The organism is Pseudomonas sp. BBP2017, from assembly GCF_003024385.1.
Lineage (GTDB): Bacteria > Pseudomonadota > Gammaproteobacteria > Pseudomonadales > Pseudomonadaceae > Aquipseudomonas.
In genome coordinates, this window is the sequence record NZ_PVZN01000004.1 from 278,771 (window position 1) to 303,837 (window position 25,067).

Consider the following 25,067-nt stretch of genomic DNA (forward strand, 5'->3'; position numbering starts at 1 on the left):
CCTGAGATGATCAACACCCGCGTCATTGCCCCGGCACCCGGGGCCTATACCTATCCGCTGCTGATCAAGCGCCTGCTGCTTTCCGGCGTGCGCTATCAACCCGGTCAGGAAATCGTCTACGCCGACAAGCTGCGCTACACCTACACCACCTTGATGGAGCGTATCCAGCGCCTGGCCAATGTGCTGGTCCAGGCCGGGGTCAAACCTGGCGATACCGTGGCCTTGCTCGATTGGGACAGTCACCGCGCACTGGAGTGCTTTTTTGCCGTGCCGATGATCGGTGCGGTGCTGCACACGGTCAATGTGCGCCTGTCCGCCGAACAGATTCGCTACACCATGAACCATGCCGAGGACCGCTTGGTGCTGGTGCATGATGACTTCCTGCCGTTGATGGAACAGTTGCAGGGTAAGCTACAAACGGTCGAGGGCTTTGTCCGCTTTAGCGACGCCGAGCCCTGCGCCACTGAGTTACCTGTGCGGGGTGAGTACGAGGCGTTGCTGGCGGCAGCCGACAGTCAGTTCGAATTCCCCGACTTCGATGAGAACTCGCTGGCGACCCTGTTCTACACCACTGGCACCACCGGTAACCCCAAGGGCGTTTATTTCACCCATCGCCAGTTGGTGCTGCATACGCTAAACGAACTGGGCACGTTCGCCGCTTGCGGGGGCGAACCCTTGCTGCGTTCGGGCGATGTGTACATGCCGATCACCCCGATGTTCCATGTGCATGCCTGGGGCGTGCCGTATGTCGCCACCGCCCTTGGGATCAAGCAGGTGTATCCCGGGCGCTACGAACCCAACCAGTTGGTGCGCTTGTTCCGTGTAGAGCAGGTGACATTCTCCCACTGTGTACCGACCTTGCTGCAGATGATGCTCGACTGTGAAGAAGGCCGAAAAACCGACCTTGATGGCTGGAAAATGCTCCTCGGCGGCAGCGCCCTGACCCAGGGGTTAGCGACACGGGCGAGCGCACGCGGCATACGGGTGCACTGCGGTTACGGGATGTCCGAGAGTTGTCCGCTGCTATGCCTGACGAGCCTGGGCCCCGAAGATCTGGCACTGCCCATGGAGCAGCAGGTGCCGCTACGGATCAACGCCGGTGTGCCGATTCCGCTGGTGGACCTGCGCATTGTCAATGAGCAGGGCCATGAGGTGGTGCATGACGGTGAAAGTCTCGGTGAGGTGGTGGTGCGCGCACCCTGGCTTACCCAGGGTTACCTGAAAGAGCCCGAGCAAGGCGCTGCTTTATGGGCCGAAGGCTGGATGCACACCGGCGACATGGCCTGTATCAATGATCGAGGTGTAGTGCAGATTCGTGACCGCATCAAGGACGTCATCAAGACAGGCGGTGAGTGGATCAGTTCGGTGGCGCTGGAAAGCTTGATCAGCCAGCACCCTAGCGTCGATTCGGTGGCGGTGGTGGGGATTGCCGATGCGCAATGGGGCGAACAACCATTGGCCCTGGTGGTTTGCGTCGCAGGTGCACAACTGGACCTGCAATCCCTCGCGCAGCACCTGCAACAGTTTGTCGACAGCGGCTCCCTGAACAAATGGGCAGTGCCACGGCAAGTACGATTTGTGGACGAGATTCCGAAAACCAGTGTCGGCAAGATCAACAAGAAGCTGATCCGTGAGATGCATGCCCGCTAGGAGCCGGCTTGTCCCGCGATGCCATGTGGCGGTCAGTTACCTTTGCTGGCTTGGCAATATTCATTAAACTGGCGGGCTGCGAGAACGCTGAGCGTTGCAATCAGCGTTCTCGCCCATGCATTCAAGGAAGAGAAGGGCATTCTGTTATGGCCGTTACGCTGTGCAAGTCGTGCAAAAAACCAGTAGAACCTGATGCAAGAGCCTGCCCGGCCTGCGGCGAGGACTACCCGGCGGTGAACACGGCCAAGCAGTTGAAGCTGATCGCCCTCGTCGCGGTCGTGCTGGTTATCGGGTCGCTGGTTTCGAAGTGGAGCACCCGTCCCATCGCCCCGGCTGCGCCTATAGTGGGTGAGCAAAACACCGGCCCTCGGTCGGCGGTTTTTGTTGAGGGCAGTCAGATCGTCTATTACCAGACCCTGGGGCTCACGCCAAAACACTACGCCGATCGCCTGAATGCGACACTAAAAGCGCTCGATATGCCTTATGCCATTGATCCGGCGAATATTGAAAAAGGTGAGGCCATTGACTTTCTCAACGCCCAAATAGGCCCTTTCGTTACTCTGACGGGCTCCGTGGACAAAGAAACCGGCCAGTTGACCAGCATCGCCATTTTTGCCGCCGGCGATGGCAGCCGGGCCTCCGGTGAAGAAATTCAGACCGTTGCCAGTGTCGCAATGGCGGCCGGGTCAGCCGGCGCCGATCACCGGGAGATCCAAAAGCGGTTTGCGGACATGGTCGTCAAAGAAGAACGCTACCGGCATGGTTTTGTGGAATTCAGAGCAGGGATCACTCAAGCGATGGGATCGTGGTTTTCGGTTGATCCCATCCCGCCCGAGTGAATGCAGGCGGCACAAAAGCATTGACCTCATCGCGGGCCCGGCCCGCGATGCCGCTAGGGTAGAGGGCCCCTAGTAGTTGAACGTATAACGCAGAATCAGGCGGTTCTCGTTGGCACTGTCGGCATAGGTGGAACGGTTGGTGGAGTTGCGCCATTGCACTGCAAGTCCCTTCACCGGCCCGCCCTGGACCACATAAGTGATGTCGGTCATCCGTTCCCATTCCTTGCCTGACTCACCGCTGGCCCGAAGCCCTGCCGCTTGTGCGGTATTGACCATCGTCGGGTCGACGTCTTCACCCTTGGCGTATTTGACCCCCAAGGTCAGCCCGGGAACACCCACTGCGGCGAAGTCGAAGTCGTAGCGGGCGTACCAGACGCGCTCATTGGCAGCGGTGAAGGTACTCACCAGCGATTCTGCGAAAATGTAAGTGTCGGTGCCGTTGACGAACGCAAACGGGGTATCGCCCCAGGCCTTCTGGTAGCCGCCGCCAAGGGTATGACCCTTGAGGCTGTAGGCCAGGTAACTGGTGAGGGTGCGGTTGTCGACTTCACCGACGCCTTCATCGCCGGTCTCATTGGCATCGAACAGGCGCACATCGGCGATAACCGCACCGCTCGACAACGGCTGGTTCAATTTCATGCCGAAATAGTTGGTACGGTACAAGTCCTCAAGCTCGGCCACGTGATAGCTCAGGCTCAGCGTCGGCAGTACTTTGTAGTCGAATGCCAGGTAGGAGTAGTGATCGGCCTCTACCGGCGCATAGCCGGTTGCGGTCAGTGATTCGAAATCGGTGGAGTTGCGTTGCTTGACCGCGTTTACCCGCAGCGCCGAGAAGGTCAAGGGCGCGAGGTCGTTGGAGACCAGGATACCGCCGCGAAATACCTGAGGCAGCAGGCGACTGTTGTTGCTTGAAAGCAGGGGCATGACCGGGTTTATACCGCCGATGCGCAGTTCGCTTTTAGCCAGGCGGGCCTTGGCGGTCAGCGTCATCTTGCTGTACGCGTCCTCGACATTGCGTTCCGAGTCGTAGGCCAGCAGGCCTGAACCCGTACGATCAGGGCTGGAGTCCAGTTTTACCCCGAGCAGGCCGAGGGCATCGACACCAAAGCCGAGCGTCCCTTCGGTAAAGCCCGACTGCAGATTGAGGATGAAACCCTGACCCCATTCGTCGCGCTTGTTCTGGCGTGCGTCGTCGTTGCGAAAGTCGCGGTTGTAGTAGAAGTTGCGCAGCTCAAGGCTTGCCTTTGCATCCTTTACAAAGTCCGCCATTACCACCGGGGCTTGAACGGCAACAGCAGTGGCGAGCAGCAGCTTCACAGGGTGTTTCGACATTACAGGCACCTTTATTTTTGTTGTTGTGATCAGGGGTGAAAGGTTGCGAACGCACTGACCGGTTCCCGATCGGTCACCAAGGTGTTTTCGATACTGGCAGGGTCCGCGTAACCGAGGCTCATGCCACACACCAGCATCTGCTCAGGCGCGATCCTCAATTGCGCTGAGATGAGGGTGTGGTATTTGAGGAATGAGGCTTGTGGACAGGTATGCAGGCCCCGGCCGCGCGCAGCGACCATCACGCTTTGCAGGAACATGCCATAGTCGAGCAGGCTGCCCTCACCAAGGCTGCGGTCGATGGTGAACAGCAAGCCCACCGGAGCGTCGAAGAACTGATAGTTGCGCCCGTGCTGTGCATGCATGCGCGGCTGGTCGCCCTTGTCGATCCCCAACAATCCGTAGAGCGCCCAACCCACTGCCCGTCGGCGGTCGAGGTAGGGCGCTTTCCATTCGTGCGGATAGTAGGCGTACGGGTCCTCATGGTTTGCAGCGGACCTGGGATCGTTATCGATCCGGGCAATGGCGCGCGACAGGCGCGCCTTCACTTCACCTGTCAGCACATGAACATGCCAAGGCTGCATGTTTACCCCTGTGGCGCTGAAGCGCGCGACATCAAGGATGGCCTCAATGTCCTCCCGGGGCACCGGAGCAGGAAGAAATGCCCTGATACTGCGTCGCGTGGTGATTGCCCAGTCAACCGCGTGGTTCACAAGCTGTGCAGAGGCTGGCGGTGGCGATAATCGGTTCATGTCCGTTCCTGCAGGTGGCGTCTGGCGTCAAGGCATTTGTTCAGCGCGAGAGCGCGAGGGCCTTCTTCTCTTGGGTCGATTGCGCCCGAGACTGGTTGATCAGGGTGACCGCCAGAGCACCGATCAGGCCTGCCAGGCTGATGGCCATGAAGTTTTGCTGCAGCGGAAGGCTCAACGAGACCAGCCAGCCAATCAGTACCGGGGCGACAATGGCGCCGATGCGACCAACGCCGGAGGCAAAGCCGACACCGGTGGACCGTATCTCGGACGGATAGAAGTCACCGGCATAGGCGTAAGCCAGCAACTGCGTGCCCAGCGTAGAAGCGCCCACCAGGAACACCACTGCGAACAGCGCCGTGGTGTCGCGGGTGTACCCCAGGAGGGTGAGGGCGATGGCACCGGTGATGTAGAAACACACCAGTACATGCTTGATGCTCAGTTTGTCGCTCAGCCAGCCGCCGACCATGGCCCCGGCAATCGAGCCGAGATTGAAAACGATGACGAAATTAAGCGCCGAACCGAGGCTGAAACCCGCCATTGCCATGAGCTTGGTGAGCCAGGAATTAAGGGCATAGACCATGAACAGACCGGTCATGAACGCGGCCCAGATCATCACCGTACTGAACCCGCGCCCTTGCTTGAACAGGTCGCGAACCGGGGTTTCCTGGGTTTTCTGCACGGATTCATTGCCGGTAACCACAATCGTGTCGGCAACGGCACGACCTGGCTCGATTTTGCGCACGATTTCGCGCAGTTCTTCCTGGCGCCCGGTCCTGAGCAAATAGCCAATGGATTGCGGCATGCTTTTGAGAATGAAGGGAATCAGCAGCACTGGCAGCCCGGCGACATAGAACACCCACTGCCAGCCGTAGCTCTCGATCAATTGCTTGGCAGTCAATGCCACCAGGATGCCGCCCACCGAGTAGCCGGCAAACACCAGGGTGATCAGGCGGGTGCGCAACTTGAGTGGCGAGTACTCGCCCATTTGCGCGGTGCATACCGGCAGTACGCCGCCGATGCCGAGGCCGGCAATGAAACGGGCAATACTGAAACTCACCGGGTTGTCGGTCAGGCCAGCCACTGCCGTGAAAATGCTGAACAGCGCCACGCAGATGGCGATCATCCGCGGACGACCGATACGGTCAGCCAGCGTTCCAAGGAAGATCGCGCCCAGCATCGTACCCAGCAGTGCGGAGCCGGCCATGATGCCGGCGCTGGTAGGGTCGACGTTCATATCCTGCATGATCGCTGGCAGTGCCGCCCCCACCACAGCCAGGTCATAGCCGTCGATGATCAGGATGAGCATGCACCAGAAGAGGATGCGTCCATGGAAACGATTGAATTTCGAATCCCCCGCCAACGCATAAATGTTCACCGATTGCATAGCGTGTCTCCTTCGCTGTTTTTTTTTGTTTGTGAAGTGCACAGTCGTATGTCAGCAAACTGGCCAGGGCGGGTGAGGGCCACAGCGCAGCCTGCAGCGAATCCTAGGACCGATTGCCGGTGCGGCACATGCCCAAAGGCGTCGATGTGTTTGACCGATCTGGGCACATTGACGCGGGCAGGGGGCAAGCAAAGGCGTAGAGGGGGCAGGGGACCAGCCTGCCGATTGAGTCAGAGCCGGGACTGACGGTACGCCCCCTGTTCATCGCTACTCGAACGGCGGTAGGCGCCGGGGCTTACGCCGGTCCATTTCTTGAAAGCCCGGTGAAACGCACTGGTTTCCTGAAAGCCTGCCTGGGCGGCAATTTCACAAACGGTCAGATTCGACTGCCCGAGAAAATTGATGGCCATGTCGCGCCTGAGGTTGTCCTTGAGCCCCTGGTAACTGACCCCCTCAGCCTGCAAGCGCCGCTGCAGGGTAGAGCTGGACATGCGCAAATGATTGGCCACTTCATCCAGTGCTGGCCAGTTTTCCGGAGTATGGTTGCGTAGCCGCTGCCTGATCTGGGCACTTAAACTGGCGTCGTTGCGGTATTTGACCAACAGACTTGCCGGCGATTCTTTAAGGAAGGTGGCGAGGCTCTCAGGCGTCTGGGCTACCTTCAGGTTTAGAAAACACGCGTCAAAGCAGGCTCTGGTCACCGGGGCCGCAAACTCGATGTGCTCACAGAAACGCATGCGGTAGTCGCTGTCGTCATCCGGGCGCGGCGAGCGGAAGCTCAGCGCCTGCAACGGAATTCTGCGGTTGCCGAGCCAGCACAGCAGCCCGTGTACCAGAATCAGCCAGGTGCCATAGCTGAACAGCCTGCGCTCCACGCCATGGTCTTGGATGATGATCGACGCCGAGTCGCCGTCCAGGTGCAGTTCACCGTACAGGTCATCGAGCCCCAGGCGCAGGAAGGCCAGAATCCGCCGTAAGGCCTGCTCCAGCGAATCACAACCTATGGTTGCGTGGCACATGAGCCGAAAGCTGCCGCGGCGCAGCGGGTGGCTGTCGATTGCGAAAAACTCATCGTCGAGCATGTGCGACAGGGCTACCCACAGCCGTGAGAACGAAGAGGCACACACTCGAGCATTAGCAGAGCAGAGCAGTTGTGGGTCGATATGCGCCTGCTGCAGGGGAAGGGATATGTCCAGGCCACGCTGGGTTGCGCCATAAAGGGCTTCACGCACCAGGCTGATGGAGGTGGTTCCTTTATAGGCAGCAAGCATCTGTTCATCTCCATCCGGTGGTAGAACCCGGGAGGAAACTTAACAGATGGTCATACGGTGTGGAGTGCGCATTTTTGCATATGCCAACGGCATTTTAGGGGCAGGGTTCGGCGCCATTGTTTGCCCCGGAGGGCAGCTCGGGCACTCCGGGCGAGGCGGGCAACAGCTGGCTGGCCCGGCTGCCCAGCAGCGAGCCGGCCTGAAAGTAACTCATTACCGTGCTGACGCTGCGGTGTTCGGTCATGGCCATGACTTCGCCGAGCGGCACACCCTGGCGACCGGCTTCGGTGACGAAGCCCGAGCGCAGGCTGTGCGCGGCCCAATCCCCCTCAAGCCCTGCCAGTTGAGCACGACGTTTGACGATGCGCGCGACTTGGTCGCCGGACAGCCCGGTACTGCCGACCCGCCCGCCCTTGTACAAGCGACGGAACAACGGACCGTGGTTGGCCGGCGCCACTGCCAGCCAGGCATTCAGGGCCTGCGCCGCTGGCCCCTGCAGCGGTTTCTCCCGGCGCACGCCGTCGGTGTCGGTCTTGGTTGCGCCGAGCGCGTACAACCAGGTGTCGGCATCCAGGCGGCGCAGGTCCTCGACCTGCAGACCGGTCACTTCCGAGCGGCGCCGGCCGCCGCCGCTCCAGGCCAGCAGCAGCAGGGCGCGGTCGCGCACCCCGCGGACCCCATCACTGCAGGTGGCGAGCATCGCCTGCAACGGCTCCAGCACCACCGCCGTTTTTTTCCGGATTGATACGCCCTGACGGGCCTGGGCCTTGCGCGCCTCGCGCAGCAGGGTTTTCACCGCTGGTTGTTCGACTGGATTGTCCCACTGCTTCAGCCGGTGCCATTTGGCCAGGACGGCCAGGCGGTGACTGACCGTATTGAAGGCCAATGGCCCGAGCTTGCCCTTGGCCCCAGTGGCGACCAGTGCGGCGTCCACGCTGGCCGGCAGTAGGTGGCTCCAGCCGCCGGTGTCATCCGGGCGCGCCAGGTGATCAACGATGAACTGCACAGCGACCTCGGGTGGCAGAGCGCCGTCACCGAGTGCGCGGTGGTAGCGCAGTTGTAGCCAGGCGGCCCAGTAGGCAAGGGCGCTGCGGTAGCTGCGCACGGTGTTGGCGGCGGTACCGGCGGCGACGAACGCTTCGGCGGCGGCGCGGGTGCTTTCCGCTAGCTCATGCACTGTCAGCGGGGCAACCAGCGGCAGATGTACTGGATCTGTATTATTCATTACGTTCAACGTATTATAAGCGTGGTTTTTACATTATTAGGTCGGATAAGATTTAATTATCAGACCTAATATAGCGGAGGGCAGGGCATGGCGGTAGGCGTACCGGAAAATGACGTGTTTGCCGCAGCGGACGCGGTGCTGGCCCGCGGCGAGCGGCCGACGGTGGAACGGGTGCGCCTGGAGTTGGGGCGCGGCAGCCCGGCGCGGGTCGGCGCCTTGCTCGATCAATGGTGGGAACAGCTGGCCGGGCGCCTGCGCGGTGAGACCCGGCTGCCCGGGCTGCCGGCGGAGGTGGCGCAAGCCTTCGTCGCCATTTGGCAACAGGCATCCACGTTGGCTCAGGCCGTGGTCGAACAATCACTGGCCGGCCAGCGTCAGGTGCTGGCCGATGAGCGCGAGCAGTTGGCCGCACTGGAAGCCAGGGCCCGACTGGAAGCAGCACAAGCCCGCCAGCAAACGGTCGAAGCGCAGGCGGCGCGCCAAGTCGCCGAGACCCGGCTGGCCGACCTGGAACTACTGCTGGCCCAGCGTCTGGTGCAGATCGATGACCTGCGTCAGCAACGTGAAGAGCTGTTGGGGCAGCGCGACGAAGCGCGCGAGCTGTTGCGCGAGGCCCACCAGCAATTGCAGGTCAGCCGGCAGCAAGCCGACCAGGCGCGCGAAGAGCAGCAGCGCTACACCCGCGACGTCGAAGACCGGTCGTATCGCGAGATTGATCGGGCCCGGGGGGAGAGCAAAGCCCTGGCCACCCAGTTGAAGGAGGCCAATGGCCGTCTGCAGGCCGTGCAGCAGTTGCTGCAGTCGGGCCAGACTGAGCTGGCCGAGGCGCGTGAGCAGCGCGCCACCGCCCAGGCCCAGGCCCAAGCCCTGGGTGACCAACTGGTGCTAGCCCGTCAGGCGGGCGCCGAAGCAAGTGAACGCTGTCTGGGCCTGCAGCAACAATTACACTGTACGCAGGGCGAGCTGGCAGGTGTTCGCGAGCAAGCGGCGGCGGCACAGGCCCGAGCCCAGACCTTGAACGAACAGCTGATGGCCACCGTTAGCTCCACCACCGTTACAGTGCGTTCGCCGCGACCCGGCAAGACGCCGAAGCCTCGCTGAAGCGATGGCAAGCCCCTGCGCCATACCGCAGCTTTCAATTGAGCCATGGTCACACTTGCGGAACGCGAAGTGACACTTGTTGTTTTCCGCTAGCGTGCGCCGGAAATCGGCGAGATGTTGATCGGCGTTAAATTGGAAGCACATACCATGCGACGGTATGCCTGCGGTGTCGGCAGTCGTGGTTTTGATAAAGATCAAGTGCGCGGGCGAGCCGGGGAACAGTATTGAAGAGCCGATTTGCGCAACCGAGGTGTGCCATGGCCAATACGCAAAGACTCTTGCTGGTTGCTTCCCCGCTGATGCGTCACGCACCAGCCTTTGATCGCGCCGCAGCACTGGCCAAGGCCAAAGGCATGGCATTGCACATCCTGGCGTTCGATTATCTCGAAGGCCTGGCCTCGGCTGGCCTGGTCAATGAGCAAGCGCTGGCCGTGATGCGCGAGGGGTACGTAAAGCAGCATCGCCAGTGGCTGGAGACCCAGGCAGTGCCTATGCGGCGTACTGGTCTGACGGTGACCACGGAGGTGGTCTGGGTGCAGCACGCTCTGGACGAAATATTGATCCATTTACGTGAACAACCGTTTGCCATGCTTATCAAGGCGCTTGAACACGAATCATGGTGGATGCGGGCGATGTTCACCCCGCTGGACGTGCAACTGCTGCGCGAGTGCCGGGTGCCGTTGCATTTCGTCCGAAAAGCCAACCATGCCCTGCCGCGTACAATACTGGCGGCGGTCGACCTGTCTGCACCTGAAGACCAATATGAAGGGTTCAACGAGCACATCATCAGTGAAGCCTTGAAGCTGGCCCTGCAATGCAATGGGCAGGTGGAGTTGTTATACGTTCATGACATTGGCGCCATGTACCAGGATGCGGACGGCTATGGGGAGCGCTCTTTCTTTTACGACTCAAGCTTGACCCGAACCCTGCACGAAGCTCAGAGAAAGGCGTTTCAGGACCTGGCCGAGCGCAATGGTATTGATGCCGAGCACTGCCACTTGCGCATGGGTGATCCAGCCAAGGTGCTGGCAGTGTTTGCTGAAAATCACGACATCGATGTGGTGGTCATGGGGCGTTACCACCATCGAGGTATCGGTGGGTTCATCGGTAGTACAGCAGAGCGAGTCTTGTACAAGCTGCCCAGCAGCGCACTGGTTATCTCGCCTGAGCATTTCCAGGGTTGATGAGCAAGGCCCCTTGAGCGCGGCCTTCGTTCATTGAAGCGAAAGCGTCGGCCATAAAACGCCTGTCCCGCTCCGGCGTACAGGCGCCATTTTTCTGATCTGCATCAAGCAACGCTCGCCAGAGGCTTCGATGATCAATGGTAGATACCATCATCGCCGCGTCCGGCTGGAGGTTTGCAATGGGCCAGTATCGACAGCTACTTGTACTGCTTACCGAGGTAGACAGACATTCGGTCGCCTTGCGCAGGGCGCGGGCATTGGCGCAGGTCAGCGGCGCTGCGGTGCAGGCAATCCGTGAGCAGGTCCGCGCTTTGGATATTGATGTTGTAGTAATGGGGGTAGTACAGCCCAAGGGGCTGGACAAACTGCTTGGGGACGCCACTGAACGGATCGTCAGCAAGCTGCCCTGTAGCGTATTGGCCGTCCACCCCTGCCTGATCCAGACCAGGGCGCTACGTAGGACTCTTCAGGCATTTACCCATGCTAGAAGGGCTGTCGGTGGTCGCTTTGATATTCCTCAGGATGTCGTTTGATGGCCGCAATGCCGTAGTTGATAAAGATCAAACGCAGGAACGGGTCCAGCTGCAGTATTGAGACGTCTCCTTGGGATGCAGCCATTACTGGGCCGAGGAGGTCAGCATGTCCGAAGTAGCCCAAAAAGTACCCGTGAGGTCTGGTTCCAGCCCGCCTTTCACTGCGCTACCCGGGCGGCTGTTTGTAGCGCGTCGTCTTGGCAGAGCATTGGGTCAACACTGTGTAAAGGATAAACAACATGTCCATTGGTAAATATTGCAACCGGGATGTGGTCACCGCGCCGCCCGGCATCTGCATCTATGCGGCTGCTCGCATGATGAGCATGACGTTCGCGCCCAGGACCTATAGGGCTGCGATGGTAAACGCCACAGGTTGATTGTCCTTTCGGTACTTTGGCAGCACACCGGGCGCAAGAGGTTGATCATGAACGGTTTTCTGAGCACTGAAGAGCTGGAATCGCTGGACGCCTACTGGCGTGCCGCAAACTACCTTACGGTCGGGCAAATCTACCTCAAGGACAATCCTTTGTTGAAAGCCCCGCTAAACCTGGGGCACATAAAACCCAGGTTACTGGGGCACTGGGGCACATCGCCCGGGCTGAACCTGATCTACACACATTTGAATCGCCTGATCAGGCAACATGACTTGAACATCATGTTTATCGCAGGCCCGGGCCATGGTGGCCCGGCTATCGTGGCCCAGACTTACCTGGAAGGTACCTATACAGAGCTGTACCCGGCAGTGGAACGCAACACCCTGGGTTTGAATCGGTTGTTCCGGCAGTTTTCCTGGCCGTACGGGATCGGCAGCCATGTTTCTGCGCAGATACCCGGGTCCATACACGAAGGTGGCGAGCTGGGCTACTCGCTGGCCCATGCTTATGGTGCCGCATTCGACAATCCTGACCTGATCGTGGCCTGTGTTATTGGCGATGGCGAAGCCGAAACGGGCGCACTGGCGGCCAGTTGGCATTCCAACAAGTTTCTCAATGCGGCCAGGGATGGCGCGGTTCTGCCTGTGCTGCACCTCAATGGCTACAAGATCGCCAACCCGACGGTGCTGTCCAGAATCAGCGAAGACGAGCTATCCAGCCTCTTGTATGGCTATGGTTACGATCCCTATTTTGTCGAGGGCGATGAGCCCTTGGAGGTCCACCGAGCCTTGGCCAGGACATTGGATACGATACTTGAGAGGATCCGGGAGATTCAGCGCAAGGCGCGGCAAGCCGGTACAGGGCAACAAGTGGAGCGACCTGCCTGGCCAATGCTGGTACTGCGTACGCCAAAGGGCTGGACAGGGCCAAAATTCGTCGATGGCCACCACGTGGAAGGCACCTGGCGTGCACATCAACTACCGCTCGCCGAACTCGACAAGCCACAACACCTTTTACAGCTTCAGGACTGGTTGGAGAGCTACCGCCCCGGCGAGCTATTCGACACTGATGGTGCACTGCTGCCTGACATCGCAGCGCTTGCCCCCACTGGGCGTCGACGCATGAGCGCCAACCCTCACGCGAACGGTGGCGTAGTGCTGCGTGCATTGGACATGCCGTGCTTCACCGACTACGCGGTGCGTCTCGATGCGCCGGGGCGCCTACGTGCCGAGGCTACGCGCGTGCTCGGCACGTACTTGCGCGATGTGATGAAAAACAACCTGCTATCACATAATTTTCGCCTGTTCGGCCCGGACGAAACGGCATCCAATCGCCTGGATGCAGTCTATGAAGTAACGGCCAAGGTCTGGATAGACCCGCTGTCCCCGGACGACAGTCATTTGGCCGCCGACGGCCGGGTCATGGAGATATTGAGCGAACAGGTCTGTGAAGGCTGGTTCGAAGGCTACGTCTTGACCGGAAGGCATGGCTTACTGTCCTGCTATGAAGCCTTCATGCACATCGTCGACTCGATGATCATTCAACATGCCAAGTGGCTAAAAATTGCCGCCGAAGTGCCATGGCGCAAACCCGTTGCCTCGCTCAACTGTCTTTTGACGTCCCATGTCTGGCGTCAGGATCACAATGGTTTTTCGCACCAGGATCCTGGTTTTCTCGATCTGCTGGCCAACAAGAAAGCCGATGTAGCGAGGATCTATCTGCCACCGGACGCCAACTGCTTGCTCTCGGTGGTCGACCACTGTCTGCGCAGTCGTAACTACATCAACCTCATCGTGGCGGGCAAACAGCCGCAATGGCAATGGCTAGACATTGACGCGGCGGCCCGCCATTGCCAGCGCGGCATCGGCCGTTGGGCCTGGGCATGCCTGGACGATGACGACCCTGATGTGGTGATGGCCTGCGCGGGCGACGTGCCGACGCTGGAAACACTGGCCGCCGTGACTTTGTTGCGCGAGCAAGTCGCTGACTTGCGTATCAGGGTGGTCAATGTTGTCGACCTCATGGTGCTGCAACCGTCCCAGCAACATCCTCATGGCTTGCCTGACAACGAATTCATTGAGCTGTTTACCCGGGATAAACCGGTAATTTTTGCCTTTCACGGTTATCCGGCACTGATACACAGGCTGGTGTACAAGCGCCCCAATCATGAGAACTTTCATGTGCGCGGCTTTCGCGAAGAAGGGGCGACTACAACGCCGTTCGACATGGCGGTGATCAACAATCTGGATCGTTTTCAGCTGGCGCTGGATGTCTTCGAACGGGTGCCGCGTCTGCAGGATCGCGTCGAGCAGGCAAGGGCACGCTATTGGTCCACCTTGGAAAAGCACAAGCTCTACCTGATCGAGCATGGCGAAGACATGCCTGAAGTGACGAACTGGCAGTGGACGCCTGCGATCACTAATACGCCAGTGCAAAGCGCCGGGAAGTAGGCAGGGTGGGAGTGAGCGTTCGAGCGACAACTCATATCGGCTTATCGAGAAGTCGACTCTCAACTGTCTCCGGTTTCGTTGGCAAAAGTGCGGGAAACTCTTCAGGAGTGACGGTTTCTTTTGCCAGTAGCAGCCGGGCACCGGCATCCAGATCGGCGCGTCGTTGTGCCAGCAGCGTCTTGGCTCTGCCATAGGCCTCGTCAAGCAAGGCACGGATGCCCAGATCAATTTCCCGGGCGGTCTGTTCCGAGTAATCTTTGTCCATATGCTTGTGGATTGATTCGCCAAGGTAAGTGGCTTGTTGGCGTTCTAGCACTGACTGTCCGAGTTCAGCGCTCATGCCAAACCGTGTGATCAGTTGGCGGGCAATATCAGTGGCACGCCCCAGATCATCGGCTGCGCCCGTGGAGATTTGGCCGAAGACCAGGTCCTCTGCGGCACGCCCAGCCATCAATACCGTGATGCGATCTTTGAGCATTTGGCAACTGAGCAGAAAACGATCGTCGGTGGGGCGTTGCAGGGTGTAGCCCAGCGAGCCGGCGGCGCGGGGAATGATCGACACTTTATGCACCGGATCCATCGCTGGCAGGCTGCTTGCGGCCAGGGCATGTCCCATTTCATGGTACGCGACTGTCTGACGTTCATCGCTACGCAACACATTGCTTTTGCGTTCTACCCCGGCAACCAGCCGTTCGACTGCGATGGTAAAGTCCTCAAGTTCGACGCTTTGACTGGCGCGGCGTGTGGCGACAATCGCGGCCTCATTCACCAGATTGGCCAGATCGGCGCCCGTGAGGCCGGGGGTGATCTCTGCAATACGCTCGCAGTCGAGGTCTGGGGCAGCGACGATCTTACGTAGATGAACCTTGAGAATCGCCAGGCGACCGATACGGTCAGGGCGGTCGATCAATATCTGCCGGTCAAAGCGCCCCGCACGCAGCAACGCTGGGTCCAGCACCTCAGGTCGATTGGTCGCCGCCAGCAGTACTACCCCCTCCCGCGGGTCGAAGCCGTCCAGCTCCGCCAAGAGCTGATTGAGCGTCTGTTCTTTCTCATCATTGCCTCCCAGAGCGCCGATGCCGCGCATTTTGCCCAACGCATCCAGTTCATCAATGAAGATGATGCACGGCGCGGCCTTCCTCGCCTGATCGAAAAGATCACGTACACGGGCGGCACCGACGCCAACAAACATTTCGACGAATTCGGAGCCAGAGATCGAAAAAAATGGAACGGCCGCTTCGCCGGCGATAGCTTTTGCAACCAGGGTCTTGCCGGTACCAGGTGGGCCGACCAACAGCGTGCCCTTGGGGACATGGGCACCAAGGCGTGAATACCACGCCTGGTTTTTCAAGAACGAGACGATCTCGGTCAGCTCGGCCCTGACGTCGTCGATGCCTGCCACGTCGGCGAAAGTTACCTTGGTATCGTGCGATACGTACACCTTGGCCCGTGACTTACCCACGGTCATGAGCCCTCCCAGCCCTTGTTTATCGGCCAGCCCTCGCAGCAGGAAATGCCAAACCCCCAGCATGATGAGCAAGGGCAACAACCACTCCAGCAGCGGCCCCGCGCTAGAGCGATCAGCGACGCCAGTGAAGGTGACACCTGCGCGGCCGAGCTGCTCGGACAATGCCGGGGCGACGCGCACCGTGGAAAACTGATCATGACCATCGATGGGCACGAGCAGCTTACCGACGATACGATTCTGCTCGACCCGTAGATCGCTGACCTTCTGCTCTTCTAGCAATTGCAGGAACTGACTGTACGGTATGGTCTGCACCGTCGGGCGGGTAAATAAGCCGAACTGGATGAAGGCGAGCACCGCTAGCGCGATCGCCAGGTAGTACAGCTTCCATGGCTGATCTTTATTCATGATCGTGCTCCTGAGGCGAAAACACCCGGTAGGCGGGTTTGTCTGCCGGATTTGCACCCCGCCGGGTCAGGCAATCAGTAGGTAATCTTCAACTTTTCCTCCCCGCCGGCGCTGGCCAGGCAGCCCGTTCCACAATTAGCCGTGCAATCAAGTTCGGCACTGATTTTTCGGAAAAAGGGATATGGGTAAGCTGCCCTTAATCAAGGTTTCTACCCTCTAACGCTTGGCCGCGATTGACTTATGTCAAACCCGGTACAGGGTCGATAGCGCGCAGCCCAGGCCCGGCCGGGTTGACAAAAATCAGATGAGTGGGCACACAGAGCCAGATAATCGGAGCACTACTTCCTGTCCCTGTCACGTGAGGGCATCACCCTGTAGATGGCCACCGAGGCGTTGCGCGTTGCCAACCAGAACAGGGAACAGCTCCTAGGGCTGCAGGAGGAGAAAAACCGCAAGTAGCAAACTACCGAAGCCGCCATTGGAGCCTGTGCGATGAATGCACAACGCTGGCGAGTTGTGCTCGACAAATGGCACAACCCTTTACTGTTGGCAGTGTGTGCCTTGACCTTGTTGGCCGGGGCAGCCGCATACGTTGCGCAGCGCCAGCAATGGGCCTTGCTCAGCTGGGCGGCCGGAAGCTATTTGATGGGGGCGGTGCTGTTGATGGAAATCATCCAGCGCCTGGCCCGAAAAGAGGCCGGTGTAGACCTGATCGCTTTGCTGTCGATCTGCGCCGCACTCGTCATGGAGCAGATGCTCGTGGCGGCGGTTGTGGCGCTCATGCTGGCCACGGGACGGACCTTGGAATCTTTAAGCAAACAGTACGCTGAACGGGAGCTGCGGGCACTGATTGAGCGGGCGCCGCGATATGCCTCGATCCAGGAAGCCGATGGGCTGCGCGAAGTTCCCGTGGAGCAGCTCAAGCCAGGACAGACTGTACTGGTCAGGCTGGGTGAGGTGCTGCCGGTGGATGGCCGTTTGCAGAGCCCTGTTGCCAACCTGGACGAGTCTGCGCTCACGGGTGAGTCATTGCCAGTCACGCGCCATGCCGGTGAGCAACTGCGCAGCGGGGTCACTAACGCCGGTGCCCCCATCCTGCTGGTCGCCACGCATACGGCAGCCCAAAGCACCTATGCCGGCATCGTGCGCCTGGCCGAGGCTGCGCGGCAGTCGCGAGCGCCCTTCGTACGCATGGCTGACCGGTATGCATTGGCGTTTATCCCACTGACCTTGCTGACCGCAGGGGTCGCCTGGGTTTTGAGTGGTGACCCTTTACGTGTGCTTGCGGTACTGGTGGTTGCCACACCATGTCCCCTGATTCTGGCTGTGCCGATCGCCATTTTGTCGGGTATATCCCGTGCGGCACGGCGCGGAGTATTGATCAGGGATGGCCTGACCCTGGAGTCCCTGGCTGGTATCAAGCAGGTGTTTCTCGACAAGACCGGTACGCTGACGAGCGGCCATGCCGGCCTGCAGTCGATCGAACTAAACGGCCAGGGTGAGCCGCTACACCTGCTGAAACTAGCCGCTTCGCTGGCCCAGGCCTCCACCCACCCGATTGCCAGGGCGATTGTCGATGCCGCGCGTCAGCATCATTTGCCGCTAGTAAAACCTCAACAGGTGCAGGAAAGCCCAGGGTTGGGATTATCCGGTGAGGTAGACGGCCAGCAGGTGCGCCTGGGGGCTTTGGAGTACGTGCATGAGCAGGCAGCTGCCAGCGACTGGGCAATGGCCAGCTTGCGTCAGATGGATTACCTGGGCTGCAGCGGTAGTTTCGTTGCTGTCCAGGGACGGCTGGCGGGTTTACTGAGGTTTGTGGACGAGGTACGCAGGGAAACGCCCCAGACGTTGCGGCGCCTGCGCAACCGTGGCATCGAAAGGATCGTCATGCTCACTGGGGATCGTTTGCAAACTGCCGAGATGGTCGCTTTGTCCGCCGGGATCGACGAGCTTCGCGCGGGTTTGACCCCCGCGGACAAGGTGCGGCTGGTGCAGGAAGGTTGTCGATACGGCAGTACCGCGATGATCGGTGATGGCATCAACGATGCCCCGGCGTTGGCAGCCGCGAACGTGGGTATCGCCATGGGCGCAGGCGGGTTAACGGCCTCAGTGCAAGCAGCAGGCGTGGTGCTGCTGGTGGATCGTCTGGATCGGCTGATCGAGGCGCTGGATATCGCTCGTCATGCTGTTCACATCGCCCGGCAAGGGGTGTGGGTGGGAATGGGACTGTCAGCGCTGGCCATGGTCGTGGCGGCGGCGGGCTACCTGCCTCCGTTGGTAGGTGCGATGGTGCAGGAAGGAATCGATGTCGCGATCATCTTCAATGCCTTGCGGGCCCTGGGGCCGCTCAAAGGGCTCAAGCGAGCAGGCATAGCCATGACGTATATCGACCAGTTGCACAGCGAACATCAGCAGTTGGCAGGCGTACTGAGCAATCTACGACAAATGGCCCGCGACTTCGCCCTCCGTTCTCCCGATCAGGCCCATGCTGACCTGCACAAGTTGGTCGACGCACTTCAGACGCTGCTGGTCCGCCATGAGCGCGACGATGAACGGACATTGTACCCGCTGCTGGGGCGAAGCCTGCCAGGTGAGGATCCGTTGTTCGCCATGAGCCACACCCATCGGGAGATCTTCCGACTGATCCAATTGCTGGTTCGTATGAGCAGTGATTTCAACGCTAACCCTCCCACCGTGACGGCCGATAACATCCAACATCAGTTGATCCGTCTGGACACGCTGGTCAGCCTGCATTTCAACCAAGAGGAAGAACTGTTCCGGTACCTGGACCGACGTTAGCCGCGCTTTATTCAACAAGGGCAGGTCTGGCAGAAACTCGGTTGAAAAATATCAAGCGCCCAGGCGGTTTAACGTCAAGGTTCAGGGCGTCGTGAACGCAGCGCTTTGCGCCAGTAAGTTCGCCACCAGAGCGGTACTGTCGAGTACCTCAAGCTGACGGTTCATACACGCAGGTTGCAGGCGAAAGGGCGGCACACTATCGGTCATCGCTATAGAGCGAATGGAACAGTACGACCTGATAGCCATTGACCGTCACTGTTGGCCAACACTTATGCTCGCCGTCTTCATAGTTGCGTTCTTCGTGCGACGCCAGTTGCCACCCTAACCGCTTGGCCACGCCAGTGGCATAGACTTCACTGCCCCGCAGGGCAAACAAGAGTGGACGGTTGTTATCCATGGTTTGGTTTCATTGGCAGGTTTCATCTCAGCATACGGTCCAGCCGAATCAACTATGAATCGCCAGGATGCTCGGGGTGGCAGATCAGTAGCCGTCGTGAGAAGGCTTTCATGGTGACCTCCAACGAGCATGGCTCTGGTTGCAATGCGAGAGGTGTACATCCAGTTTGACCTTGCCAGCTTGCGCAGCCTTGATTTTTATCAAGAGGATCACGGTACAAGCTTCGATAATTGCATTGTCTGGGGCGTTTCCTCGCAGGAGGTGGCGAATGAGCCAGTACCGCCAGCTATTGTTGATCCTCAGCGAGGTCGATCCGAGATCAGCTGCACTGCATCGAGCCGTTTCGCTAGCCAAAGCCAGCGAAGCGGCATTGCATGTGTTGGGGATATTTGAGCAGTCTGAGCTACGCCTGCACGATGAGCTGCGAGACCCACAAGTAGCTGATGCCTCACTCAACCATTTCAAGAAGTCTTTTAAAGACCTGATGGAGGAGTTGCGAGACGATAGCTTGCAACTGACCGGCGAGGTGATGCAAGCGGAGGATGCGCATGTCTCAGTGTTGGATTATCACGGAGCAATTGCAGACGTTGGCGATCGATGTGCTGGTCATGGGGGTGGGGCAACCCCAGCGATGGGCAAAACTGATGGGAGACACCACGGAGCGAATCGTCGGTCAGGCCATTTGCAGCGTGCTTGCCGTCAAACCGCCGAAGCAAGCGCTTGCTCGCTGAGGTTCCTCTCCTGAGTTGAAATGACCTAGTGCCGAGGTGCCCCATGTCGCAATCTCAGCGTTTACTCTTGATCGCTCCTTCAGCCATGACTCGGACGCCGGCATTCGACCGGGCCGCTGCACTTGCGCGCGCGATGCAATTGCTATTGCACATTGTGGCGTTCGACTATTCACAGGCCTTGGCGGTGGCGGGGTTGTTCGCCCCGGAGCAATTCATTCTGGCCCGGGACGGCTATCTTCAAACCCATCGCCAATGGCTCACGGAGCAGGCCGGATTAATGAGCAAACATGGCGTGGAAGTCACCAGCGAAGTGGTGTGGGTACAGCATCCCTATGAGGAAATCCTGAATTTCATCAATGAGATGCCACTGACGCTGATCATCAAGGACGCGCATGAAGAGCCAGCGTTCAAGCGCGTGTTTTTCACCCCGCTGGATTGGAAGCTGCTGCGTGATTGTCCTGTGCCGGTGCATCTGGTGACTACACCGCTCAATGCCCGGCCGCGCAACGTACTGGCCATCATTGATGTGTTGCGTGATGAGGATCCGGGCGCTGTGTTCAACGACCAGATTATCGACGCAGCAACGAAACTGGCGGCGTGCTGTAATGCCAGCCTTGAACTGCTGCATGTGTATGACTGGACGGCCGTATACGCCCAGGACATGGGCTTTGGCGCATTGCCAATGGCCTCCGGGGTCTATGAAATGCTGGGAATGGCTCAGCATGAAGCATTTGCGGCTATCGCTGAACGCCATGGAGTGCCACCGGAGCGCAGGCACTTCATTGAGGGGGCCCCCGTGTCGAGTATTTGTGAATTTGTCTGCGAGTACCATACAGATGTCATTGTCATGGGCACGGTGCAGCACAAAGGCTTGAGCAAATTACTGGGTACCACGGCCGAGCAACTCCTGCATCGGGCGCCGTGCAGTGTGCTGGCGATCAAGCCGGGTAGAATGCTGCAATCCTGAGGGCTTTCTCGCCCCGTGATACGCCGCTGGCGGGTGTTGATGCTACGGGCCGCCAGCGGAGCGACGTGTCAGCTGAATTGGCGATGGCAGCCCAAGATCAGCTGCTTGAGCCCGTCCATGTTCTGGATGTTGACGTCGCGGCCGTTTATTTCCACCAATCCCAGGTCACGCAGGTGCGCAATGCCCCGACAGATGGTTTCGAGGCGCAGGCCCAGGTAAGAGCCGATTTCTTCCCGACGCATTTTCAGTACAAAACTGCTGGACGAATAACCCCGCTCATTCAAACGCTGCGACAAATTCAGCAGAAATGCGGCCAAGCGCTCATCCGAGTTCATGTTGCCCAGCATCATCAGCATGTCATGATCGCGTACGATTTCCCGGCTGAGGAGTTTGTTGAGGTTGTGCTGCAATGAAGGCAGCTCTTGAGCAAGTTTTTCCAGTTGAGCAAAATGGACGGGGCAAACCTCGCTGTCTTCCAAAGCAACTGCATTACACGTATGCAGATCGGTGCTAATGGCGTCTAGTCCAAGCATTTCGCCGGGGATCTGGAACCCCGTGACTTGCTCGCGGCCATCGATCGAAAGCATGCTGGTCTTGAACGAGCCGATTCGCACGGCGTAAAGCGAACGCAACGGATCGCCTGCGCGGTAGAGTGCTGCGCCTTTTTTGACCTTGAATCGTTGAACGATCAGTGTGTCCAGGCGTTCGATTTCCAGACCCGTCAGGCCAAGCGGCAGGCACAACTCCAACACGCTGCAGTTGGAGCATGCTGACTTGAGGCTTTGACTTTTAAACGGCCTGGCTTCGGACATGATCTAAATGCCTGCGCATGAGTGGTTAAGCATAGGGGCTATCCGCCCAAGCCACACTTGGTTTCAAACTTAGGCTGGACATATACAGACAAACGGGTAAAAAAACCGTCCCGGCGGTTGGCTCCCATGCGTAATTCAGCTTATGGGTGGTCTTTGAGAGTAGATGTAGATCAAGCCATGAACGCCTCAATTGGTAGCAATGGAGGCTGGCATGAATGGGGCAGGGGCTATTTGCGCTTCCAGTATTTCTGCATTTCCAGAAACAGAAAGGATGCGGTCCATGTGATGAGCACCAGACCGGTCAGGGCTTGCAGGCCGGTCAAGTATTTGAGGTTGCCCACCGGTGAAATATCGCCGAAGCCGATAGTCGTATACGTCGTGAAGGAAAAGTAGACGCAGTCCATGAGCGACCCGTCGAAGTTGCCCGTCAGGCTGCCCCATGTCCCTGAGTGCACCATAAGGTAATAAACCAGGGCGAAGCACCAGACCTCCGTTGCGTGGGCCAGGAGGGCGCCGAACACCCCAACTACGATTCTGAAGCGACTCCACAGCTTGAGCCGGGGTAGCCAATCATTCAGACGTAATAGACATTCATAGTGGATCACTACGGCGATAATGACCACCAGCGTATTGATCAGCGTGACTGCCAGCATGGCAAATCTCCAGCGCAAGGGGAGCCCGGTCCGGGCACGCGGCACCGCCATTAGCGCTGGAATGGCTGTGATGCCAGTTTTTCTTTTCAAGCAGCAGATGCGTACCGGCTCCAGCGGTTAATGTATTTCTACACTTGAGAAGCGGCATAGGGTTGAGCTGAATCAAAAATGGTTGTGCGAACTGAATGCCAGTCGTTCCATTCACGATTACTTCTGATCAGTTGATAAAGGTCAGATTCCCCACTGCATAGCAGTCAAAAATAGAGTTACAGCTTTTCCCGTCGCAACAAGTCGACGGGACGATGATGAAGACGCACTTGTTCGTTGCATTGCCGAATATTTTTCTGCCTGCGATAGGGCGAGGTATGTGATGCTCAAGCTCAAACGCATTCTATTGATAGCCCCCAGCGAGATGACCCGGACCCCGGCGTTTGAGCGTGCGCAGGCCTTGACTTGTGCAACCGGAGCTTTGTTGCACATTGTCGCGTTCGATCATGTCCAGGCGTTGGCAATAGCTGGACTGCTCGACCACGATGCGATGGCTCAGGCGCGGGAAGGTTATCTGCAGGCGCATCGTCATTGGCTGGAGCAACAGGCCCGATTTTACCGATGCGGCGGCATGCAGGTAACCACCGAAGTGCTCTGGGTCCGGTCGAGTCTGACAAACCTGCTGGAGTACGTGAAAGACTTCCATCCAGATCTGGTGGTCAAGGATACTCATTACGCGCCGACAGTTGACCGTGCCTTCCACCGCCCCCTGGACTGGCAACTGCTGCGGGACTGTCCGACCCACCTGCATCTGGTGACCAGTGCCAGAAATCCCAAACCATTGAAAATTCTCGCGGCGATCGATCTGTCCCATCTGGAAGAGATGACGCAGGGACTAAATGACCAAATACTCGATCTGGCATCTACTCTGGCGGCCAGCTGCGGTGCCGCGCTGCACTTACTTAACGTCTGTCGTTGGTCAAAGATAAGCGAGGCACCGATGAGTGTGCCGACAGGCAGTCTTGATGACAGTTTTAGGGATGCGATTCAGGATGCCCAGCAAGAGGCTTTCGATGTGCTTGCCGAGCGTTATTGCATCAGCAAAACACGTCAACACTCACTGATGGGGATCCCCCACAAGGTCATCGGACCTTTCACTCAACTGAATGCCTTCGACATCCTGGTGCTGGGCACGGTTTATCACCCTGGGCCTGACCGGTTTATCGGCGATACTGCCGAGAGCGTGCTAAACCGTGCACCGTGCAGTCTGATGATCGTCAAGCCATTACCCCCACCCGTTGGAACGAGGCACCATCGAGCCTGCGGTTAATAAAATTCAACTGACCTTGAGCCAGGCGAATCACATTTCCCGGTGTCCCGGGGCAATGGAGGGAAAGACAACCGCTCCCGGATCTATTCGTCACGTGTCCAATCGACGCTCAAACCGTACTCATCATCGGCGTACTGGTAATCAGAGTCCCCTTTGAACGCGGCCTCGAGGGCATGGCCCAGGCGATTTGCGAGATGGATACCGGTCGTGGTCACGATTAGATCAGCCGCTGAGTCAGTAAAATTGATGATGCGCTCCAGGGCATGTTCGGCTTTTTCCTGCTTTTCGGTGTTTTCGATCAGGTTGATGATTTCATTACGATGCTTGAGCAAGAAGCTGCCCGATAATGTAACCGTACCCGCTGGCATGTTGACATCGATGCGTTGGCAGGCTGGGCAAGTCACTGTTTTCGCATCATCAATGACCGTGCTTTCGGGGCGTTTCCAGGTCCAGTTCCCGGCTTGATAGACCGTGCCACACTGCGGGTAGATGGCTGAACACTCCTTGCTTTTCACGCTTTCATTTGGGCTCGGTTTCTTGTTGCCCGAATTGATTTTGATCAATCCGGGGGCGTGAACTGACAGTCGGTAATCCCTACAGTGCATGCATTACTGGGGCCGAAATCATAATCGGTATTGATCCAGAATAAGTGGGGTAATCCGAAGGTCTGCAATGATGGCGTCACGATCGCCAAACGCATTGACTTGCTAGACCCCGAGGAGAACCTGGGCGCGCAAATGCTGCGTCAGGCGGCCGAACGCACAGGCCTCTTTTCCTGAATGAAGAACCCGTACTGGGTAAAGCTCATGTAGTGGAGCTCGCCTCGGTCATTGTCAGGTGATTGAGGATCGGGTTTTCGCGGTGCAAGTAACTCAGTGCCTGGTGCATCAACTGGACAGCTTTTTCTTTTTTCTCGTATCGCTTGGCTGGATCGGCATGGCGTAGCGCTGCACCCGCGAGGGAGAAGCAGCGCGTGCCAGCACGTAAAGAAAGGAAAAACGCCAAAGGTTTGCAATCCTCCTTCATTCCACTGTGGTTGATGTAACTGGACAACAGACGTGCACCTAACCTGTTCAGCCCATGATGTTGCAGGTCCATCAACACGAAAGCCAGGTCGTAGAGCACATCAATGCAGGCAATCCGCTCACTGAACTCAATGCCATCGAACAGTGTCGGCTGACCGTCGAGCAGACAGATGTTGGCCGAGCGCATATCACCATGGCAGCGGCGAACGCGGCCCTCACGACGACGATCTTCGAGACAATCGGTCAACGACTCAAGCAGGATCCGGGAGGCGTTAGTTATTCGCCTCCACGCTGTCTGTGGGCTTTGGGTAGTGTGAGGAAGGGAAGACCCGCTCCGATTGATATTGATCAAGTACGATGAAATGAAAGGCTGCGCGCCTTATCGGCCTCACGCCGGTAC

Annotated in this window: 20 protein-coding genes and 3 pseudogenes; 12 read left to right on the top strand and 11 right to left on the bottom strand. The window is 58.5% G+C overall.

All coding sequences use genetic code 11. The annotated features are described in order from the left end of the window. Nucleotides 1-6: 6 nt before the first annotated feature. Both C6382_RS08410 and C6382_RS08415 read left to right on the top strand, forming a co-directional pair. A complete protein-coding gene (locus C6382_RS08410) occupies nt 7-1,650 on the top strand; it encodes a fatty acid--CoA ligase (RefSeq protein ID WP_107024047.1) in 1,644 nt (547 codons plus the stop codon). Between the two features lie 8 nt (nt 1,651-1,658). Next, complete coding sequence (locus tag C6382_RS08415; RefSeq protein ID WP_146146900.1) at nt 1,659-2,489, top strand: zinc ribbon domain-containing protein; 831 nt, start codon at nt 1,659-1,661, stop codon at nt 2,487-2,489. 69 nt (nt 2,490-2,558) lie between these two features. Here C6382_RS08415 and C6382_RS08420 read toward each other — a convergent pair whose 3' ends face one another. The 5 genes from C6382_RS08420 to C6382_RS08440 form a co-directional block, all read right to left on the bottom strand. Next, nucleotides 2,559-3,821: an OprD family porin gene (locus C6382_RS08420; RefSeq protein ID WP_107024049.1), complete on the bottom strand. Its 1,263-nt coding sequence runs from the start codon at nt 3,819-3,821 to the stop codon at nt 2,559-2,561. A 29-nt stretch (nt 3,822-3,850) separates the two neighbouring features. Next, nucleotides 3,851-4,570, bottom strand: a complete 720-nt coding sequence (locus tag C6382_RS08425) for a nitroreductase (protein ID WP_107024050.1) — start codon at nt 4,568-4,570, stop codon at nt 3,851-3,853. Nucleotides 4,571-4,610: 40 nt separating this feature from the next. Then, nucleotides 4,611-5,954 (bottom strand): MFS transporter, encoded by a 1,344-nt coding sequence (locus C6382_RS08430; RefSeq protein ID WP_107024051.1) that lies wholly within the window; start codon nt 5,952-5,954, stop codon nt 4,611-4,613. Nucleotides 5,955-6,184: 230 nt separating this feature from the next. Then, nucleotides 6,185-7,225 carry an AraC family transcriptional regulator gene (locus C6382_RS08435; RefSeq protein WP_107024052.1) on the bottom strand — a complete coding sequence of 347 codons (1,041 nt, stop codon included), beginning with the start codon at nt 7,223-7,225 and terminating at the stop codon, nt 6,185-6,187. Between the two features lie 94 nt (nt 7,226-7,319). Continuing rightward, the gene (locus C6382_RS08440; protein ID WP_107024053.1) at nt 7,320-8,450 is read right to left on the bottom strand and encodes a site-specific integrase; all 1,131 of its coding nucleotides are present in this window, start codon (nt 8,448-8,450) and stop codon (nt 7,320-7,322) included. 87 nt (nt 8,451-8,537) lie between these two features. Here C6382_RS08440 and C6382_RS08445 point away from each other — a divergent pair, with 87 nt between their 5' ends. From C6382_RS08445 to C6382_RS08465, 5 genes and pseudogenes are all read left to right on the top strand, one after another. Next, nucleotides 8,538-9,551 (top strand): DNA-binding protein, encoded by a 1,014-nt coding sequence (locus tag C6382_RS08445; protein ID WP_107024054.1) that lies wholly within the window; start codon nt 8,538-8,540, stop codon nt 9,549-9,551. A 257-nt stretch (nt 9,552-9,808) separates the two neighbouring features. Next, complete coding sequence (locus C6382_RS08450) at nt 9,809-10,735, top strand: universal stress protein (protein ID WP_107024055.1); 927 nt, start codon at nt 9,809-9,811, stop codon at nt 10,733-10,735. Between the two features lie 266 nt (nt 10,736-11,001). Next, a pseudogene (locus tag C6382_RS24330) lies at nt 11,002-11,181 on the top strand (universal stress protein); the annotation flags it as partial. A gap of 326 nt (nt 11,182-11,507) precedes the next feature. After that, nucleotides 11,508-11,645: a hypothetical protein gene (locus C6382_RS24335; RefSeq protein WP_256589044.1), complete on the top strand. Its 138-nt coding sequence runs from the start codon at nt 11,508-11,510 to the stop codon at nt 11,643-11,645. A 47-nt stretch (nt 11,646-11,692) separates the two neighbouring features. Continuing rightward, nucleotides 11,693-14,092 carry a phosphoketolase gene (locus C6382_RS08465; protein ID WP_107024056.1) on the top strand — a complete coding sequence of 800 codons (2,400 nt, stop codon included), beginning with the start codon at nt 11,693-11,695 and terminating at the stop codon, nt 14,090-14,092. A gap of 31 nt (nt 14,093-14,123) precedes the next feature. Here the strand turns inward: C6382_RS08465 and ftsH are convergent, their stop codons facing one another. After that, nucleotides 14,124-15,965, bottom strand: coding sequence for an ATP-dependent zinc metalloprotease FtsH (gene ftsH, locus C6382_RS08470; protein ID WP_107024057.1), 1,842 nt, complete (start codon nt 15,963-15,965; stop codon nt 14,124-14,126). Between the two features lie 492 nt (nt 15,966-16,457). Between ftsH and C6382_RS08475 the strand changes: the two genes are divergently transcribed. Next, nucleotides 16,458-18,764, top strand: coding sequence for a heavy metal translocating P-type ATPase (locus C6382_RS08475; RefSeq protein ID WP_371919585.1), 2,307 nt, complete (start codon nt 16,458-16,460; stop codon nt 18,762-18,764). A gap of 205 nt (nt 18,765-18,969) precedes the next feature. Here the strand turns inward: C6382_RS08475 and C6382_RS08480 are convergent. After that, nucleotides 18,970-19,161 (bottom strand): annotated as a pseudogene (locus C6382_RS08480) (ribose-phosphate pyrophosphokinase-like domain-containing protein); the annotation flags it as partial. Between the two features lie 268 nt (nt 19,162-19,429). On the opposite strand from C6382_RS08480, the gene C6382_RS24020 reads away from it, so the two are divergent. Together C6382_RS24020 and C6382_RS08490 are read left to right on the top strand one after the other, a co-directional pair. After that, a complete protein-coding gene (locus tag C6382_RS24020) occupies nt 19,430-19,906 on the top strand; it encodes a hypothetical protein (RefSeq protein ID WP_158262103.1) in 477 nt (158 codons plus the stop codon). 29 nt (nt 19,907-19,935) lie between these two features. After that, nucleotides 19,936-20,859, top strand: a complete 924-nt coding sequence (locus C6382_RS08490; RefSeq protein WP_107024059.1) for a universal stress protein — start codon at nt 19,936-19,938, stop codon at nt 20,857-20,859. Nucleotides 20,860-20,927: 68 nt separating this feature from the next. Here C6382_RS08490 and fnr read toward each other — a convergent pair whose 3' ends face one another. Then, on the bottom strand, nt 20,928-21,671 hold the full coding sequence (gene fnr / locus C6382_RS08495) for a fumarate/nitrate reduction transcriptional regulator Fnr (protein WP_107024060.1): 744 nt from the start codon (nt 21,669-21,671) through the stop codon (nt 20,928-20,930). Nucleotides 21,672-21,898: 227 nt separating this feature from the next. After that, on the bottom strand, nt 21,899-22,324 hold the full coding sequence (locus C6382_RS08500; protein WP_107024061.1) for a potassium channel family protein: 426 nt from the start codon (nt 22,322-22,324) through the stop codon (nt 21,899-21,901). A gap of 370 nt (nt 22,325-22,694) precedes the next feature. Between C6382_RS08500 and C6382_RS08505 the strand changes: the two genes are divergently transcribed. After that, nucleotides 22,695-23,642 carry a universal stress protein gene (locus tag C6382_RS08505; RefSeq protein WP_107024062.1) on the top strand — a complete coding sequence of 316 codons (948 nt, stop codon included), beginning with the start codon at nt 22,695-22,697 and terminating at the stop codon, nt 23,640-23,642. Nucleotides 23,643-23,725: 83 nt separating this feature from the next. Here the strand turns inward: C6382_RS08505 and C6382_RS08510 are convergent, their stop codons facing one another. Beyond that, nucleotides 23,726-24,196 carry a BCAM0308 family protein gene (locus C6382_RS08510; protein ID WP_371919588.1) on the bottom strand — a complete coding sequence of 157 codons (471 nt, stop codon included), beginning with the start codon at nt 24,194-24,196 and terminating at the stop codon, nt 23,726-23,728. 45 nt (nt 24,197-24,241) lie between these two features. On the opposite strand from C6382_RS08510, the pseudogene groEL reads away from it, so the two are divergent. Continuing rightward, nucleotides 24,242-24,409 (top strand): annotated as a pseudogene (gene groEL, locus C6382_RS24645) (chaperonin GroEL); the annotation flags it as partial. 37 nt (nt 24,410-24,446) lie between these two features. Here the strand turns inward: groEL and C6382_RS08520 are convergent. After that, nucleotides 24,447-24,914, bottom strand: coding sequence for a hypothetical protein (locus tag C6382_RS08520; protein ID WP_256589046.1), 468 nt, complete (start codon nt 24,912-24,914; stop codon nt 24,447-24,449). Nucleotides 24,915-25,067 lie beyond the last annotated feature (153 nt).

Bases quoted from the DNA above. Each gene is read 5' to 3' on its own strand.
- C6382_RS08505 (WP_107024062.1), top strand. From the start codon at position 22,695: ATGCTCAAGCTCAAACGCATTCTATTGATAGCCCCCAGCGAGATGACC.
- C6382_RS24020 (WP_158262103.1), top strand. From the start codon at position 19,430: ATGAGCCAGTACCGCCAGCTATTGTTGATCCTCAGCGAGGTCGATCCG.
- C6382_RS08420 (WP_107024049.1), bottom strand. From the start codon at position 3,821: ATGTCGAAACACCCTGTGAAGCTGCTGCTCGCCACTGCTGTTGCCGTT.
- C6382_RS08490 (WP_107024059.1), top strand. From the start codon at position 19,936: ATGTCGCAATCTCAGCGTTTACTCTTGATCGCTCCTTCAGCCATGACT.
- C6382_RS24335 (WP_256589044.1), top strand. From the start codon at position 11,508: ATGTCCATTGGTAAATATTGCAACCGGGATGTGGTCACCGCGCCGCCC.
- C6382_RS08465 (WP_107024056.1), top strand. From the start codon at position 11,693: ATGAACGGTTTTCTGAGCACTGAAGAGCTGGAATCGCTGGACGCCTAC.
- ftsH (WP_107024057.1), bottom strand. From the start codon at position 15,965: ATGAATAAAGATCAGCCATGGAAGCTGTACTACCTGGCGATCGCGCTA.
- C6382_RS08435 (WP_107024052.1), bottom strand. From the start codon at position 7,225: ATGCTTGCTGCCTATAAAGGAACCACCTCCATCAGCCTGGTGCGTGAA.
- C6382_RS08410 (WP_107024047.1), top strand. From the start codon at position 7: ATGATCAACACCCGCGTCATTGCCCCGGCACCCGGGGCCTATACCTAT.
- C6382_RS08500 (WP_107024061.1), bottom strand. From the start codon at position 22,324: ATGCTGGCAGTCACGCTGATCAATACGCTGGTGGTCATTATCGCCGTA.
- C6382_RS08430 (WP_107024051.1), bottom strand. From the start codon at position 5,954: ATGCAATCGGTGAACATTTATGCGTTGGCGGGGGATTCGAAATTCAAT.
- C6382_RS08475 (WP_371919585.1), top strand. From the start codon at position 16,458: ATGAATGCACAACGCTGGCGAGTTGTGCTCGACAAATGGCACAACCCT.
- C6382_RS08445 (WP_107024054.1), top strand. From the start codon at position 8,538: ATGGCGGTAGGCGTACCGGAAAATGACGTGTTTGCCGCAGCGGACGCG.
- C6382_RS08425 (WP_107024050.1), bottom strand. From the start codon at position 4,570: ATGAACCGATTATCGCCACCGCCAGCCTCTGCACAGCTTGTGAACCAC.
- C6382_RS08440 (WP_107024053.1), bottom strand. From the start codon at position 8,450: ATGAATAATACAGATCCAGTACATCTGCCGCTGGTTGCCCCGCTGACA.
- C6382_RS08450 (WP_107024055.1), top strand. From the start codon at position 9,809: ATGGCCAATACGCAAAGACTCTTGCTGGTTGCTTCCCCGCTGATGCGT.
- fnr (WP_107024060.1), bottom strand. From the start codon at position 21,671: ATGTCCGAAGCCAGGCCGTTTAAAAGTCAAAGCCTCAAGTCAGCATGC.